The organism is Streptomyces sp. ISL-12 (assembly GCF_018614415.1).
GTDB lineage: Bacteria > Actinomycetota > Actinomycetes > Streptomycetales > Streptomycetaceae > Streptomyces.
Genome location: NZ_JAGGOO010000048.1, coordinates 104172 through 121507, shown reverse-complemented (window position 1 = coordinate 121507; position 17336 = coordinate 104172). Strand labels below are relative to the sequence as shown.

Annotated in this window: 10 protein-coding genes; 1 reads left to right on the top strand and 9 read right to left on the bottom strand. The window is 72.1% G+C overall.

Features of this window, described 5'->3' with window-relative positions; all coding sequences use genetic code 11:
- From J7I94_RS14540 to J7I94_RS14520, 5 genes are all read right to left on the bottom strand, one after another.
- On the bottom strand, positions 1 to 1091 hold a 1091-nt coding region (locus J7I94_RS14540), incomplete at its 3' end, for a serine/threonine-protein kinase (RefSeq protein WP_251075138.1).
- A 157-nt stretch (positions 1092 to 1248) separates the two neighbouring features.
- Entirely contained in the window at positions 1249 to 2970 is a 1722-nt protein-coding gene (locus tag J7I94_RS14535) for a serine/threonine-protein kinase (RefSeq protein ID WP_215167483.1), read from the bottom strand.
- Positions 2971 to 3187: 217 nt separating this feature from the next.
- On the bottom strand, positions 3188 to 5968 hold the full coding sequence (locus J7I94_RS14530; protein ID WP_215167482.1) for a protein kinase: 2781 nt from the start codon (positions 5966 to 5968) through the stop codon (positions 3188 to 3190).
- 165 nt (positions 5969 to 6133) lie between these two features.
- A complete protein-coding gene (locus J7I94_RS14525; protein ID WP_215167481.1) occupies positions 6134 to 8170 on the bottom strand; it encodes a serine/threonine-protein kinase in 2037 nt (678 codons plus the stop codon).
- A gap of 493 nt (positions 8171 to 8663) precedes the next feature.
- Positions 8664 to 10370, bottom strand: a complete 1707-nt coding sequence (locus tag J7I94_RS14520) for a glycerol-3-phosphate dehydrogenase/oxidase (protein ID WP_215167480.1) — start codon at positions 10368 to 10370, stop codon at positions 8664 to 8666.
- Positions 10371 to 10693: 323 nt separating this feature from the next.
- On the opposite strand from J7I94_RS14520, the gene J7I94_RS14515 reads away from it, so the two are divergent.
- Positions 10694 to 11902 (top strand): nucleotide sugar dehydrogenase, encoded by a 1209-nt coding sequence (locus J7I94_RS14515; RefSeq protein WP_215167479.1) that lies wholly within the window; start codon positions 10694 to 10696, stop codon positions 11900 to 11902.
- A gap of 722 nt (positions 11903 to 12624) precedes the next feature.
- Here the strand turns inward: J7I94_RS14515 and J7I94_RS14510 are convergent.
- The 4 genes from J7I94_RS14510 to J7I94_RS14495 form a co-directional block, all read right to left on the bottom strand.
- Entirely contained in the window at positions 12625 to 13749 is a 1125-nt protein-coding gene (locus J7I94_RS14510; protein ID WP_215167478.1) for a GuaB3 family IMP dehydrogenase-related protein, read from the bottom strand.
- Between the two features lie 105 nt (positions 13750 to 13854).
- Positions 13855 to 15357 carry an IMP dehydrogenase gene (gene guaB / locus J7I94_RS14505; protein ID WP_215167477.1) on the bottom strand — a complete coding sequence of 501 codons (1503 nt, stop codon included), beginning with the start codon at positions 15355 to 15357 and terminating at the stop codon, positions 13855 to 13857.
- A 200-nt stretch (positions 15358 to 15557) separates the two neighbouring features.
- Positions 15558 to 16148, bottom strand: coding sequence for a sigma-70 family RNA polymerase sigma factor (locus tag J7I94_RS14500; protein ID WP_215167476.1), 591 nt, complete (start codon positions 16146 to 16148; stop codon positions 15558 to 15560).
- Positions 16149 to 16554: 406 nt separating this feature from the next.
- Positions 16555 to 17166, bottom strand: coding sequence for a response regulator transcription factor (locus tag J7I94_RS14495; RefSeq protein ID WP_003948568.1), 612 nt, complete (start codon positions 17164 to 17166; stop codon positions 16555 to 16557).
- Between the last annotated feature and the right edge of the window lie 170 nt (positions 17167 to 17336).

Sequence of the window (17336 nt, the reverse complement as noted above, 5' to 3'; positions counted from 1 at the left end):
GTGGTCGAGGGGTTGTGTGTGGTCGAGGGGTTGTGTGTGGTCGGGAGCGTCGGAGTCGTCGGTGCCGTGCCGCCGTTCTCGTCGCCGTTGCCGTTTCCGTCCTCGTCACCTTTCTCATCGCCGTCGCCGATGTCGTCGATCAGCAGGACCGCCGCGGAGATGCCCGCGCCCGCCGTCGCGGCGGCCAGCAGCGCCGCCGTGAGCAGGCTCCGTCTGGAACGCGGTCGTCCGCTCCCGGGCGGTACGGGGCTGCGGCCGGTGGCCAGATAGGCGTGCAGCATCCGCTCCGCCTCCGCCGCGTCCAGCCGCCGTCGCGGGTCGCGTTCGAGCAGCCCCTTGATGACGGACAGGAGCGGACCGGCCTGCGGGGGCGGCTGGATCTCCCCGGAGACCACGGCGTGCAGGATGCCGCCCAGCGAGTCCCGGCGGAACGGGGACTCACCGCTGAGCACGGTGCACAGCAGGGCACCCAGCGACCACAGGTCGGACTCCGGCCCGGTCCCACCCCCGGACATCCGTTCGGGAGCGGTGTACTCGGGGGAGCCGACGAAGGAGCCGGACTCGGTGAGGGTGGTCGCGCCCGGGACCTGGGCGACGCCGAAGTCGGTGAGCACGATCCGGCCGTCCTCGGCGACCAGGACGTTGGACGGCTTCACGTCGCGGTGCAGGACCCCGGCCGCGTGCGCGGTACGCAGGGCGCCGAGCAGGGCGATCCCGATCCGGGCCGCCTCGACGGGGCCGACCGGGCCGTACCGGGCGATGCGGTCGGCGAGCGAGCCGCCGTCGAGCAACTCCATGACGATGTACGTACGTTCACCGTCCTCGACGACATCGTGGACGACGATGATGTGCGGGTGGCTCAGTCGCGCGACCGCACGCGCCTCGCGCAAGGTGCGGTCCCGCCACTGCCGGGCCTCGGCGTCGGAAAGGCTCACGTCGAAGGGGAGTTCCTTGACGGCGACCCGCCGGTCGAGCAGTTCGTCGGTCGCCCGCCACACCACGCCCATGCCGCCACGCCCCAGTTGCGCCTCCAGGCGGTACCGGTTCGCTACGAGATGGAAGTTGCTCCCATGACTCCCCTGGCTCCCCATGCGTCTCATCATGCCGCCCCGGGCGGGCCCCTTCCGGGGCGGTGACCGGCCAAGTGTGTCGCCGCCCGGCCACCGATCAGACGATTACCCGTCTGTTCGCACCGGCAACCCCCACCGGCTGCTCCGGGAGCGACTCGCGGGGTTCACCTCGACGGGGTCAGCCTTCCTGGAAGCTCCGCAGCATCACGTCGAACTGCTCGCTGGTGGTGGCCCAGTCGTCGGCCGGCGCGGACGCGTAGAGGGCGTACTCGGTGCCGTCGCTCTTCATGTACCCGATGTCGATGGCACGGTAGGGCCCAGCGAAGTAGTGCGGCGCGTCCTTGGCCAGCGCGTTCCACGTGTACTCCCACCGGACGCCCGGCAGGTCCCGGAAGAGCTCCTCCTTGAGCACCACCTGCTCGTAGTCCCGCAACCGCGCGGCGAGCTGCTCGTCCAGATAGCTCATGTGCTCGTACGAGGTGCTGAAGTCCGGCGCGGTGTCGATGGCGACCCGCACGAGGTGCTTGCCGTTGTCGGGCGAGTAGTCGACCTGCTGGATGCCGTCCTGGTCGATGGAGACGGACCGCTCCCACCCCTCGGGCATGGTGATGCTGAAGCCCACCGGGTCCTCGCGCCGCTCCCAACCCGCGGGAACCGCCCCCTGAGCGCCCTCGCCGCTCGGCGTGGCACTGACGCCGGCACTCGCACCGGCGCTCGCACCGGCACTGGCACTCGCACTGGCATCCGGCGTGGGCGATACGGAGGCGGAGTCGGCTGAGCCGTCCGAGCCGAACTGGTTCAGCGTGACCGCGACACCCCCGCCGACGAGCGCCGCGAGGGCGACGACGAGGGCGACCGTGCGCAGCCGGTGCCCGCGCTTCGACCGCACGGGTGCCGACGCCGCGGTGGCCGACGAAGGGAGCGCGGTGGCAGCCGTCTGCGCGGACGCGGTGCCGGTACTGGTGCCACTGCCTGTACTGCTATTGGTGCCGGTCCCGGTACTGGTGCCGGTCCCGGCGGTCTGCGTCTCCGTCGTCCCGTACCGCACCGGCCCGGTCGGCACATACGCCTGCGCCGCGTCCGACCGGCGGCCCTCCGCCGCCTCGGCGAGCATCTGCTCGGCCTCTTCCGCGGAGGGGCGGGCGGCCGGGTCCTTGCGCAGCAGGGCGCTGACGACGGGCTCCAGCGGACCGGCGTACTCCGGCGGTTCGGCCTCCTCCTCGACGACCGCCTGCATGGTGGTCAGCGGCGAGGTCCGGCGGAACGGCGACCTGCCCTCCACCGCGGTGTACAGCGTCGCGCCGAGCGCCCACAGGTCGGACGACGGACCGGGGTCATGGCCGCGGACGCGTTCCGGCGCCAGGTAGTCGACCGAACCGACCACCTCCCCCGTCCGCGTGATGGTGGAGTCGCCCTCTATCTGCGCGATGCCGAAGTCGGTGAGGAGCACACGTCCGTCCGCGCTGAGCAGCACGTTGCCCGGTTTCACGTCGCGGTGCAGCACACCGGCGGTGTGAGCGGCACGCAGGGCGCGCAGCACCCACAGACCGATCCGGGCCGCCTCGCGCGGCTCGACGCGTTCCTCGTCCTTGACCGCGTCGGCCAGCGAACGGCCCTCGACGAGTTCCATCACGATCCACGGCCGGCCGTCGTGTTCGAGTACGTCGTGCACGGTGACGACGGCCGGGTGGTTGATCCGCGCGGCCGCACGCGCCTCGCCCCGGGTGCGGGCCAGCAGTACGGCCCGGTCGCTCTCGGAGACGTAGAGCGCGGCGGTCAACTCCTTGATGGCGACGACCCGGTGCAGCACCTCGTCGTGGGCACGCCACACCCGGCCCATGCCACCGCTGCCGATGGCGTCGCCGAGCCGGTAGCGGCCGGCGAGGAGCTGGCCCTGCATCTGATTCACGTTGCCCCGCAATGCTCTTGACAGGGTCAGCGTAGGGACCGGCCCCCGTCCAGGGAACCGGTGGGGTCCCCCGGAGACCGCTCTGTGACGGTTGTCGCTTTCTGTTCTACTGAGCAACGAAAGACACTCAACTTGCGTCACAGCTCAGCTGATTCGGTTGGAGATCCGGCAGAAACAGGCGCCAGTACGTCAGGTGCACCGTGTGCGGTCAGCCGGTGTACTGGTACGTCGCCGACGCCTGCTCGAACAGCCGGGTCACCTCGTCGCGTTCCGCCTCCGGTCCGCGCACCTGCACCACGTGGTAGTGACCGTCGATCAGGATGGCGAGGTTGCGCACGAACAGCTCGCCCCCGTCGTCGCCGGTCCAGGTGAACTGCCCCTCGGCCATGGACCGCCCGCCCACCTCGATGGACTTCAGCCCGGAGGAGGTGGCCCAGCTGGAGTCGCGGTAGGGCTGCAACTCGGGTTCCCGGTCCCGCTGGTACGTCATCGGATCGCCGCCGAAGTCGTCACTGCCGTCGCGGCCGGGTACGACGATCAGCTCGAAGTCGCCCTTCGCGTACACGACCTGACCGCGTCCGTTGACCGCCGTGCGGTCCCAGCCCTCGGCGACGGCGACGCGGAAGCCCTCCGTGTCCTTGCGCAGAGTGAAACCGTCGGCGACCTCGGGCTCGGCGGTCTGCGGCTCGGTGGAGCCCGCGGACCGGGACGGATTCGCCTCCCCCTTCGAACCCTTCGACCCGTCCGAACCGTCCGAACCGTCCGAGCCGTCCGATTCCTTCGGCGACTCGCGCTCGGGCCGCGGCTCGTCGCTGGCGTCCGCTGATCCGGTGGCGCCCGTGCGGTCCGTCGCGCCGACGGCACCTGTCTCCTCGTTCTTCGGCATGAACAGCATGGCGTACGCGATCAGCGCGGCCATGCCGAGCAGTATCAGCAGGAGCAACGTACGGCCGAGCCGACGCGGTGAGCCGCCGTCCCGCTTGGCCCGCTTGTGGCGTCCGTGGTGGGCGGGCAGCCCGGCACGCCGCCTGCGCACCAGCTCGCCCCGGCGGCGGACGATCGGCAACCGGCTCGCGTCGGCCGGCGGGGCCGGGACGACGTTCAGTCCTGCATCCGCCTCGGGCGCCGAACGCACCAGGGAGCGCAGCCAGCCGCGCAGCTCCTCGAACTCCAGGCGCTCGGTGGGATCCTGGCGCAGCAGCGACTCCACGACCGGCCGGAGCGGTCCGCACTCCTCGGCGTACGCCGGCGGCTCCGCGCACACCATCTGCACCAGCTCGGCCGTGGACTCCTCCGGGTACGGCGCGTGTCCCTGTACGGCCCGGAAGAGCAGGGCGCCGAGCGCCCACAGGTCGGTAGCGGGGCCGATGGGCGGTGCGAGCTGCCAGTTCTCGTGCACCGGGCCGGCCTGCTCCGGCGCCCAGCGCTCGGTCACCGGGCCGACCACGGCCATCCTGGCCTGCCGGGCCCGCTCGGCGGCGAGCGCGGTGGCCGGGCCCCGGCGCGGGGGCGTCTTGGCGACCAGGTCGTCCCAACGGCTGGTCTGCGGCGCGACGACCGCCTCGGGGACGGCGGGCGCCTCGGGCGCTCCGGGTGGTACGGCCGGCTCTGCGGACACCCCGGGTACGTCGGGCTCGGCGGGCGTCGCGGGCGAGGCGGGTGCCTTGGACAGGCCGCGTGCGGCGGGCAGCGCGGCCTGACCGGACGACGACCGGGCATCACCGGCGCTCCGGGGCGCGGCACCGTGCCAGGAGGTGGTACGGACGCCGTAGGGGTCGGGGATCTGTCCCGGCGGGGTCCCGCCAGGGCCGTACGACGACCGCTCCGCGCCGTTGCCGTTGCCGTTGCTGTTGCTGTTGCTGTTGCTGTTGCCGGTGACGCTGTCACTGCCGTCGCCGTACGGCAGGGCGCCGCTGCCGGGGGCGAAGCGGGCGCCGGGCAGGGCCGCCCGGCCGTTCTCCGCCTCCTGGACACGGGCCGCGGCCCGCGCACCCGCCCGGTAGGCGGCGATCGCCCCGGCCCGCGCGGCCCGGACGTCCGCGCTGCCTTCCCCGAGCGCACGCGCTCCGCCCGCGTCACCCCGCCCGTTGGCCGCCCCGGCCCCCTGCCCCGGCAGTACCTCGGCCGCCCGCGCCTGAATGGCGGCCCGTCGAGCGGCCTCGGGATCCAGCCGAGTGGTTACGGCGTCCACAGGGCGCTCAGGTCCGTTGGGACTGCTGGGGCCGCCGGGGTCGCTGACACCACTGGGGCCGGCGGAGCCGACGGGACCACCGTGCCCAGCGGGACCACCGTCCCGATGGGAGCCGTGGGGGCCGTGGGGGACGTGAGGGCCGCCCCCTTGACCCCCCTCCTCATCGTCCCCCGGCATTGGGTCGTACCCGCACAGCGCCTCCTCCGCCGCGCCGACCGCGAGGCCGGTCAGCAGCACGCGGCCGTCGTCGCAGACCAGCACCGTGCGGGCGGTGATGTTCCGGTGCACCCAGCCGTGGGCGTGCAGCACCCGCAGGGCCATGAGGACGTCGGAGGCGATCTCGGCCGCCCGGTACGGCGTCAGCGGCTGCTCGGCGAGCAGCGCCGCCAGCGGCCGGGCGGGCACCAGTTCGCTGACGACCCACAGCGAACCGCCCTCGGCGAACACGTCGAAGACCTGGTCGAGGCGGGGATGGTCGGGGATGCCGGCCGCGGCCTGGGCCGCCTCCACGGCCCGCCGCACCACGGGGTCGGCCGGGCGCCGCGTACTGCCGCGCGCGGCCGACGGCCGCTGGACCGGCCGGCGCGGCGCACCGTCACGCGCCGTGAATCCGTCCGGCAATCCCTCCGCGTCGAGCACCTCGGCCTCGACGACCTCGGGCAACGGCACCTGCCTGACCAGCACTTCCTGCCCGCTGTAGGTGTCGAAGGCGCGGGTCTCGGTGAGTTCGTACTCGTCGGAGGGCGGCAACGGCAGCCGGTAGCGGTCGGCGAGGACCCGTCCCGCGTAGTCGTCCACGTTGCCTCCCCCGGCATCCCGGTCGGTCAATTCCGTTCGCCCCGCGGGCCGTTCCTACTGCGTACGGTCCGCAAGCACTCACGATACGTGCCGGAGGCAACCCGCAAAGAGGTGTCGCCAGATCTCGGCATCACCAAACCCGCGCACGCCGGGCGCAGGGAGGGATCAGGGCTTCGGCTCGAAGCTCTTCGTGAGGGTCTGCCAGGTCTCCCGGCGCTGGTCAGTGCCCCAGTCGGCGGCCTTGGCGGTGTACATGAGGGCGTACCCCTGCTCGTCGTCGACGACGAATCCCCGGTCGATCGTGCGGTACTTGGTACCGCTGTCCACATAGGTGAACTCCCAGTCGGCCGTGTTCCACCCCCGGTAGTCCACCTCCTCTATGCGGATCTTCTTGTACTGGGAGCGTGTCATGTACCGCTCCTGGTTCTTCCAGTCCGCCACCGGGTCGTCCTTGGGCGTGGACGTCCATGCGACGAGCAGCTTCTGCCCGTCCGGTCCGGTGAACCGATCTCCCGCGGAGCCCGTGGTCTGGTACTTCCAGCCCTCGGGCAGTCCTATCTCGTACCCCTGGTCACCCTCGTGCGTGGTGACGGCCCCGCTGCCGGAGTCCTCCGACCCCGTCGCGTCATCGTTCCCGCCCTCTTCGTCGTCGGCGGATCCGCCCGTGCCCGCGCCGCCGGACGCGCTCGCCTCCGCACCCGTCGAGCCGTCCGCGGTGGGCGCCGACGCTCCGGCACTGTCCGTGCTGTCGTCCTGCTTGGTCTCGTCGCTCGCGGTGGCGGTGGCCGTGGTCCCCGCGCCGCTCCCGGTGCTCTCCTCGCCGTCGTCGCCCAGTGTGAAGGCCAGCACGGTGCCGATCACGGCGAGCACGACGACCACCGCGATGATCACCAGGGTGCGCCGCGGCACCACGTCGGTGAGGGACGCCTTCGGCACGGGCCGGGACGGCAGGTCGGGTGGCGTCATCACGGGCCAGCCCGAACTCCGGCCGCCCGTCGTCGCGTTCCCGCCGCCCGCGGCCGGCGTGGCCGCCGTGGCACCGGTCCCACGCACCGCACCGGCGGCCGCCGCACCCTCGGCAGCCCCGGACCCAGACCCCGTGGCGACGGACCCGGACCCGAACCCCGTAGTGGCCGACCCGGTGGTTGCCGAACCGCTCCGGGACTTGGCGCGGGCCCCGGCCGCCGTCCCGACCGCCCCGGCCGACACCGCGGCCTTGCGCACGGAGCGCAGCGCCCCCTTCAGCCGCTCCCCGGCCTCCTCGCCCCGCCTGCTCCCGGAGCGCTCGTCCGGCTGGGCGGGCAACGGCACGACCTTGGTCGCGTCCATCGGCTCGGCCGGCGTGCTCGCGGGCGCGTGGATCACCTTGTTGAGCAGCGCGCGGGCGCCCGCGTCGTCGAGGCGCTGAGCGGGGTCCTTGGTGAGCAGTCCGTAGATGACGTCCCGCAGCGGACCGGCGTTCTTCGGCTCCTCCAGCGACTCGGTCATCACCGCGGTGAGCGTCGCGATCGCCGAGCCCTTGTCGTACGGCGGCGTGCCCTCGACGGCCGCGTACAGCAGTCCGCCCAGCGACCACAGGTCGGCCGCCGGTCCCGGCTTGTGCCCGCGGGCCCGCTCCGGGGAGATGTAGGAGGGCGCGCCGACGAGCATGCCGGTGGAGGTGATGGAGGGGTCGCCCTCGACCTGGGCGATGCCGAAGTCGGTGAGCACGACCCGGCCGTCCTCGGCGATCAGCACGTTCGACGGCTTCACGTCGCGGTGCAGGATGCCCTCGCGGTGCGCCGACCGCAGCACGTCCAGCACCGCCAGCCCCACCTCGGCCGCGCGCTTGGGTTCCAGCAGGCCGTCCTCACGGATGACCTCGGCGAGCGACTTGCCCTCGACGAGTTCCATCACGATCCACGGCCGGTCGTCCTCGTCGACCACATCGAAGACCGTCACGGCGCTGTTGTTGCGGATCCGCGCGATCGCCTTGGCCTCGCGCAGCGTCCGCGTGATCAGGCGCCGCTTCTCCTCCTCGTCGATGCTGGTCGGGAACCGCAGCTCCTTGACGGCGACCGTGCGTCCCAGGGTCTCGTCCTGGGCCCGCCACACCGTCCCCATGCCGCCGCGGCCGAGCACATCTCCCAGCCGGTACCGCCCGGCGAGGAGACGTGCGCTCTTGTCCTGACGGGATGTCCCCGCCCGCTCCGCCTCCGACATGCGTCCCCTCATGCAACCCGCCCTGACAGAGCCTTCATTGTCTCTCACCCGACAAGTGCTCGACGCCCAGGGTGCCCCCTGACCGCGCCCCGTGGCCCCGAGTCCCGGGCAGCCCGGTGAACCGGCCGTCCACCCGCCCTGAATGAGTGACGCGACACGGAAGAAACCGTGATGCCACCGCTTCGGACGCTCCAACCCCTCCCCGTGGTCCTGGTCCTTCCCTCCCGGCCTGACGGCCGAGCGGATCACCGATCACCGCCGAGCCGGCAAGGCCGACCGCCACCTGGTCCTTCCGTCGGGACCGTCCGTCACCTCCTCCCCTGGTTCCCGTACTTCGCCGCCCGATCCGCACGGCCCCGCGTCCGCCCCCGAGTTCTGCCCTCACACCCGGTAGAACGCCCGGCGTCAGCCCGGATATCCCGACCACGCACACTCGTTCGAGTGAATGCGACCAACGGGACCGCCGGGATCGCCGGGTCCGGAACCCCTGCCGTCACAACGGCACGATGTCCGGTGCCCCCAGCCGCGCAGCGTCCGCCGTGAGGTCGTCGGGCTGGCGCTGGGACTCCCGCTCGGCCTCCACCCGCTTCTCGTAGTGCTGGACCTCGCGTTCGATCCGGTCCTTGTCCCAGCCCAGCACCGGCGCCATCAGTTCGGCGGCCTCGCGGGCGCTGCGCGTGCCCCGGTCGAAGGTCTCGATGGAGATGCGGGTACGCCGGGTCAGCACGTCGTCCAGGTGCCGTGCCCCCTCGTGCGAGGCGGCGTAGACGACTTCGGCCCGCAGATAGTCGTCGGCGGCCTGGAGGGGATCGCCGAGCGAGGGGTCGGCGGCGATCAGCTCCAGCAGCTCCTCGGTCCGGGTGCCGTACCGATTCAGCAGGTGCTCCACGCGCACGACGTGCAGGCCGGCGCGGGCGGCGATGCGGGCCCGCGCGTTCCACAGCGCCGAGAAGCCCTCGGCGCCCAGCAGCGGCACGTCTTCGGTGACGCAGTCGGCGACGCGCATGTCGAGTCCGTGCACGGCCTCGTCCACCGCGTCCTTGGCCATCACCCGGTACGTCGTGTACTTCCCGCCCGCCACGACGACCAGCCCCGGCGCCGGGTGGGCGACGGTGTGCTCGCGCGACAGCTTGCTGGTGGCGTCCGACTCACCGGCCAGCAGCGGGCGCAGCCCCGCGTACACGCCCTGGACGTCGTCCCTGGTCAGCGGCGTGGAGAGGACCGAGTTCACATGTTCCAGGAGGTAGTCGATGTCCGCGCTGGAGGCGGCCGGGTGGGCCTTGTCCAGGTCCCAGTCGGTGTCGGTGGTGCCGATGATCCAGTGCCGGCCCCAGGGGATGACGAACAGCACGGACTTCTCGGTGCGCAGGATCAGCCCGGTCGAGGAGTGGATGCGGTCCTTGGGGACCACGAGGTGGATGCCCTTGGAGGCCCGGACGTGGAACTGCCCGCGCTCCCCCACCAGCGACTGGGTGTCGTCGGTCCACACGCCCGTGGCGTTCACGATCTGCTTGGCGCGGATCTCGTACTCGCCGCCGCCCTCGACGTCCCGCACCCGGGCCCCGACGACCCGTTCGCCCTCGCGCAGGAAACCGGTCACCCGCGCGCGGTTGGCGACCGGCGCGCCGTACGCCGCCGCCGTGCGGACGAGGGTGGTCACGAAGCGGGCGTCGTCCATCTGGGCGTCGTAGTACTGGAGCGCGCCGACCAGCGCGTCCTTCTTCAGCGCCGGTGCCACGCGCAGGGCGTGACGGCGTGTGAGGTGACGGTGGAGCGGCAGGCCCCGGCCGTGTCCGCGGGCCATCGACATCGCGTCGTAGAGCGCGACGCCCGAACCGGCGTACAGCCGCTCCCACCCCGTGTGCCGCAACGGGTACAGGAACGGAACCGGCTTCACCAGATGCGGGGCGAGCCGCTCCAGCAGCAGGCCGCGTTCCTTCAGCGCCTCCCGTACGAGCGCGAAGTCGAGCATCTCCAGATAGCGCAGGCCGCCGTGGATCAGCTTGCTCGACCTGCTGGAGGTGCCCGACGCCCAGTCCCGCGCCTCGACCAGCCCGGTGGACAGGCCGCGGGTCACGGCGTCCAGGGCGGTGCCCGCGCCGACCACGCCGCCGCCGACGACCAGTACGTCCAGTTCCCGCTCGGCCATGGCCGCGAGCGACTCGGCTCGCTGCGCCGGGCCCAGTGTCGCTGTCCTCACCGCTGCCTCCCGCTCATCCCGCTCATCCGTCGATCGGTCGCGTCGGCCGCACCCGTCAGGCAGGCGAAGCCCGGTGGTTCCCAGTACCCCCCATGCCAGATTCTGACCGGGTTGCCCGACTTCAGCCACCACGCACCCAGGACCTGTGGACAACCTCAGGGGGCGCTTCCGGTGCACAGAGCCCTCAACACTCACCGAAACTCGGCCGACCAATCCCGCAAATCGGTCATATTTACTCCTAGTCTGACGTTGTGCTCGCCCGTTCTGTCCACAGGGCTTGCGCACCTGTCCCGCTCCGGATATTGGGAAGGACGGCCCACGCCATGCCCGCAGATCTCGCCGTCATCGGACTCGGCCCCTACGGCCTGCCCCTGGCCCAGGCCGCCACCGCCGCCGGCATCCCCACCCTCGGCTACCGGACCGGGCCCGAGGCCGGCTCCCTGACCCCCGCCGAACTGCGCCGGATGCTCGCGGGCGGCTTCCGCACGGCCGCCGGGCCGGCCGAACTGGGCCGGGTCCGCACCGCGGTCATCTGCGCCCCGACCCCGCCGAGCGAGGGCGGCGGCCCCGACCTCGGCCAGGTCGAGGCCGCGGCGCGCACCCTGGCCGCACATTTGCGCCCGCACACCACGGTGATCCTGGAGTCGCCCGTCCGCCCCGGCACGACGGAGGAGTTCCTCCGCCCTCTCCTCGAAAACGGCTCCGGCCTGCGCGCCGGCCGCGACTTCCACCTCGCCTACTCCCCCAGCCGCGTCGACCCCGGCAACCGCGAGTTCACCCCCGCGAACACCCCCAAAGTCATCGGCGGCCTCACCCCCGCCTGCACCGAGTCGGCCGCGACCTTCTACGGCCGGCTCACCGACAAGGTGGTACGCGCGCGTGGCCCCCGCGAGGCGGAGACGGTCCAGCTCCTGGAGACCAACTTCCGCCATGTGAACATCGCCCTCGTCAACGAGATGTCCGTCCTCTGCCACGACCTAGGCGTCGACCTGTGGGACGTCATCCGCTGCGCGGAGACCAAGCCGTTCGGCTTCCAGACCTTCCGCCCCGGCCCCGGCGTCGGCGGCCACTCCGTCGCCCAGGACCTGGCCGGCCACGCCCCCCGCGGCCTGCGCATGGTCGAACTCGCCCAGCAGGTGAACAGCCAGATGCCCCGCTACGTCGTCCAGCGCGCCGCCGCCCTCCTCAACGAGCACGGCAAGTCCGCGCGCGGCGCCCGCGTGCTCCTCCTGGGCGTCACGTACAAGGCCGACCTCGCCGACCAGCAGGGCACCCCGGCACAGGAGGTCGCGACCCGCCTGCTCTCGATGGGCGCCGCGGTCAGCTACCACGACCCGCACATCCCGTCCTGGACGGTCCTGGACCGCCCGATCCCCCGCGCCGACTCCCTCTACGAGGCCGCCGCCGACGCCGATCTGACGATCCTCCTCCAGCAGCACCGCACGTACGACCTCCAGGGCCTGTCGGTGAAGGCCCAACTGCTGCTGGACACGCGGGGGGCCACGCCCACGGGGGCGGCGCATCGGTTGTGAGAGGGGCGCGCGCATGCCGTCCCCGCCACGAGGGGTGTGGTGGGCGGGAGGCTGGGTGGGTAACGTAGGGGCGGGCCCACCGCAGAGGGCACTGCGGCGGACCCCAGATGGATCACGGAGTGTCCACCCCTAGGTCTCGTGGGGGTGGCCGCTCACCATCCGAAAATCCGCAAGATCCACCTCCTCCGGCACCGCAAAAAAGGTGGAGCCCACCGCAGGGCTAGTGCGGCAGGCTCCAAGATGGATCACGGAGTGTCCACCCCTAGTTCTTGTGGGGGTGGCCGCTCACCATCCGAAAATCCGCAAGATCCACCTCCTGCGGCACTGAACCATCCGAAGACGGATGCGGTCCCAGCGGGTGGGCGTGCGGTGACGTCCCATGGGCACGCCCCCTTCCACGATGCCGCCGTCAGCCCGGTGGGCGGCGCGTCTGGAATTCGGGCCGGGCCCCGAGGGGACGGGGCCCGGAACGCGTTTCCTCGGAAGGGGGCGTCCCAGAGAACCGGGGCGCCGGACACGGACGTTACCGGCGCTCCAGGGCGCATTCCGGCGTATTCGGGCCGAAGGCGACCATGCGCCCCCCGATCACCCTGCGCGCCCCCGCGCCGGACCGCCCGGACGCCCGGACACGCGAAAGAGGCCGGTCACCCCCGCAAGGGCGACCGGCCTCCAGCGACGACCGTCCGTCGTGACTACCGCCGGTGCAACTACCGCTGGCGCGACTACCGCCGGTGCTGCGAGTCCGCCACCGTGACCTCGACCCGCTGGAACTCCTTCAGCTCGCTGTAGCCGGTGGTGGCCATGGCGCGGCGCAGGGCGCCGAACATGTTCATCGAGCCGTCGGGGTGGTGGGACGGCCCGGTGAGGACCTCCTCCAGGGTGCCGACCGTGCCGAGGTGCACCTTCTTGCCGCGCGGCAGTTCCTCGTTGACCGCCTCCATGCCCCAGTGGTGGCCCTTGCCCGGCGCGTCCGTCGCGCGGGCCAGCGGCGAGCCGATCATCACCGAGTCGGCACCGCAGGCGATCGCCTTGGGCAGGTCGCCGGACCAGCCGACGCCGCCGTCCGCGATGACGTGCACGTACCGACCGCCGGACTCGTCCATGTAGTCCCGGCGGGCCGCCGCCACGTCGGCGACCGCGGTCGCCATCGGGACCTGGATGCCCAGCACGTTGCGCGTGGTGTGCGCGGCGCCGCCGCCGAAGCCGACGAGGACACCCGCCGCGCCGGTACGCATCAGGTGCAGGGCGGCGGTGTAGGTGGCGCAGCCGCCGACGATCACCGGGACGTCCAGCTCGTAGATGAACTGCTTCAGGTTCAGCGGCTCGGCGGCGCTGGAGACGTGCTCCGCGGAGACGGTCGTACCGCGGATGACGAAGATGTCCACGCCCGCGTCGACCACGGCCTTGGAGAACTGGGCGGTGCGCTGCGGGGAGAGCGCGGCGGCGGTGACGACACCGGCCTCGCGCACCTCCTTGATGCGCTGCCCGATCAGCTCCTCGCGGATGGGCGCGGCGTAGATCTCCTGGAGGCGGCGGGTGGCGGTCTCCGAATCCAGGCCGACGATCTCGTCGAGCAGCGGCTGCGGGTCCTCGTAGCGCGTCCAGAGCCCTTCCAGGTTGAGTACGCCGAGGCCGCCCAGTTCGCCGATGCGGATGGCGGTGGCCGGGGAGACGACCGAGTCCATGGGGGCGGCCAGGAACGGCAGCTCGAAGCGGTAGGCGTCGATCTGCCAGGCGATCGAGACCTCCTTCGGGTCTCGCGTACGGCGGCTGGGGACGACGGCGATGTCGTCGAAGGCGTATGCCCGGCGGCCGCGCTTGCCGCGCCCGATCTCGATCTCAGTCACGTGTGTGGCCTTTCCCTCATGCGTTGCAGCGTCTTCCAGTATCCCCGACGGACACGGACGAGGGCGGCCCCGGTGCTCCGGGGCCGCCCTCGGGAAGCGCTTCGCTCACTTACGGCTGTAGTTCGGCGCCTCGACCGTCATCTGGATGTCGTGCGGGTGGCTCTCCTTCAGGCCCGCGGAGGTGATCCGCACGAAGCGGCCCTTGGACTCCATCTCCTCGATGGTGGCCGCGCCCACGTAGCCCATGGTCTGGCGCAGGCCGCCGACGAGCTGGTGCAGCACGTTGGCCAGGGGGCCGCGGTAGGGCACCTGGCCCTCGATGCCCTCGGGCACGAGCTTGTCGTCGGACGCCACCTCGGCCTGGAAGTAGCGGTCCTTGGAGTACGACCTGCCCTGGCCCCGGGACTGCATGGCGCCCAGCGAGCCCATGCCGCGGTACGACTTGAACTGCTTGCCGTTGATGAACTGCAGCTCGCCCGGCGACTCCTCGCAGCCCGCGAGCAGGCTGCCCAGCATCACCGTGTCGGCGCCGGCGGCCAGCGCCTTGCCGATGTCACCGGAGTACTGCAGTCCGCCGTCGCCGATCAGCGGCACACCGGCGGGCCGGGCGGCGAGGGATGCCTCGTAGATCGCCGTGACCTGCGGGACACCGATGCCGGCGACCACTCGGGTGGTGCAGATGGAGCCGGGGCCGACGCCCACCTTGATGCCGTCGACGCCGGCGTCGATGAGTGCCTGGGCGCCGTCGCGGGTGGCGACGTTGCCGCCGATGACGTCTATGCCGACGCTCGACTTGATCTTCGCCATCCAGCTGAGGGCGTTGCTGTTGTGGCCGTGCGAGGTGTCGACGACCAGGAAGTCCACCCCGGCCTCGGCGAGGGCCTGGGCGCGGTCGAGCGCCTCGGGGCTGGCGCCCACGGCGGCTCCGACGATCAGGCGGCCCTCCGCGTCCTTCGCGGCGTGCGGGTACTGCTCGGCCTTCACGAAGTCCTTGACCGTGATCAGGCCCTTGAGGACGCCGTCGCCGTCGACCAGCGGCAGCTTCTCGATCTTGTGGCGGCGCAGCAGCTCCATGGCGTCCACACCGGAGATGCCGACCTGCCCGGTGACCAGCGGCATCGGCGTCATGACCTCGCGCACCGGCCGGGAGCGGTCGGTCTCGAAGGCCATGTCACGGTTGGTGACGATGCCGAGCAGCTTGCCGGCGCCGTCGGTGACCGGCACGCCGCTGATGCGGAACTTGGCGCACAGCGCGTCCGCCTCGCCGAGGGTGGCGTCCGGGTGGATGGTGATGGGGTTGGCCACCATGCCGGACTCGGAGCGCTTGACCAGGTCGACCTGGTTGGCCTGGTCCTCGATGGACAGGTTCCGGTGCAGGACGCCGACACCGCCCTGACGGGCCATGGAGATCGCCATCCGGGACTCGGTCACCTTGTCCATCGCCGCGGAGAGCAGCGGGATGTTGACCCGCACGTTGCGGGAGATACGGGACGAGGTGTCGACCGCGTTCGGGAGCACCGCGGAGGCGCCCGGCAGCAGCAGCACGTCGTCGTAGGTCAGCCCGAGTGTCGCGAATTTATCGGGCACTCCGTCGACGTTCGCAGTCATGACACCTTCCCCAAATGGCCTTGATCGGTGCGGATGTCCATGCTAACGGGAAGTGAGGGTGGCGCATTCCACGATCATGGGCATCTTCCGCCGCCGTATGTTCGTACGAAAGTGACGGGCCGCCCGTTCAACGGGACGGCCGCCGCCCCCGGGCAGGGCACGCCCGTGCCCGGCACCGCACGCCTGTCCCGCCGGGGCGGCTACTGCTCCGCCAGGGCCCGCAGCCGGCTCAGCGCGCGGTGCTGCGCCACGCGGACGGCGCCGGGTGACATTCCCAACATCTGGCCGGTCTCCTCCGCCGTGAGCCCCACCGCGATGCGCAGCAGGAGCAGTTCCCGCTGGTTGTCGGGGAGGTTGGCCAGCAGCTTCTTGGCCCACTCCGCGTCGCTGCTGAGCAGGGCGCGCTCCTCGGGGCCGAGGGAGTCGTCGGGCCGCTCTGGCATCTCGTCGGAGGGGACGGCGGTCGAACCGGGGTGGCGCATCGCGGCGCGCTGGAGGTCGGCGACCTTGTGGGCGGCGATGGCGAAGACGAACGCCTCGAACGGGCGTCCGGTGTCCTTGTAGCGGGGCAGCGCCAGGAGCACCGCCACGCAGACCTCCTGGGCCAGGTCCTCCACGAAGTGACGCGCGTCGCCGGGCAGCCGGGACAGCCGGGTGCGGCAGTAGCGCAGTGCGAGGGGGTGGACATGGGCGAGCAGGTCGTGCGTGGCCTGCTCGTCCCCGTCTACGGCACGGTGGACGAGCGCACCGACTGTTCCCCCTTGCCCAGGGGCCGTCTCGTCGTCACGCATCGGTCCATGGTGCCTTGCGGCCGTCTGGTCCGCTCCGCCGCGTCCGTTGTTGTGCACCGAAGCGTTATGAGCAGGTGCGCCGGAACTCATCCCCTGCGCCCTCCCCTTCCGCTCGACCGACTCGTCCCCGAGGAACTCCACACCTCAAGGATGCGGCATCGGCGCCGAAACGGGCAGCGGGCACCCGACGGTTCCGCTCGTCACCCCCGCCCACCTGGTGATGAGCGGGACCGGCCGCGCCTCCGCCGAGGTCTGCCGCCCCCTCACCGGGATCCGCCACGCCTCCGCCGGGGACTGCCACGCCTCCGCCAGAGGCTGCCGCACGTCGGCCGAGATCCGCCGCACCCCCGCCCGGGTCCGCCGCGTCTCCGTACGCCCCCGTGGGTCCGCGCCTCACGGGCGTCGCCTAACGGACCAGGCCCCACCGGAAACCGAGCGCCACCGCGTGTGCCCGGTCCGAGGCGCCGAGCTTCTTGAAGAGCCGCCGGGCGTGGGTCTTGACGGTGTCCTCGGAGAGGAACAGCTCACGGCCGATCTCCGCGTTGGAGCGGCCGTGGCTCATGCCCTCCAGGACCTGGATCTCGCGCGCGGTGAGCGTGGGCGCGGCGCCCATCTCGGCCGAGCGCAGCCGCCGTGGGGCGAGCCGCCAGGTCGGGTCGGCCAGCGCCTGGGTGACCGTGGCCCGCAGCTCGGCGCGCGAGGCGTCCTTGTGCAGATAGCCACGGGCGCCGGCGGCGACCGCGAGGGCCACGCCGTCCAGGTCCTCGGCGACCGTGAGCATGATGATGCGCGCGCCGGGGTCGGCGGACAGCAGCCGCCGGACCGTCTCGACGCCGCCCAGGCCGGGCATGCGCACGTCCATCAGGATCAGGTCCGAGCGGTCGGCACCCCAGCGGCGGAGGACTTCCTCGCCGTTGGCCGCCGTCGTCACGCGCTCGACACCGGGCACGGTCGCGACCGCGCGGCGGAGCGCCTCTCGGGCAAGCGGGGAGTCGTCGCAGACGAGGACCGATGTCATGGCTGTCCTCCGCGGCTCTCACAGCTGCTGCGCGTCACCTTGAGCCTCCAGGCTGGTACGAAATTCGTCACCTGTGCGGTCACCGTCTCGGACGCCCGCCCGAGCGCTTGTTCCTGCAACCGCCTCCGCCCTCTCAACGACGGTCACTCGAAAGAGTTACGGGGCTGTGT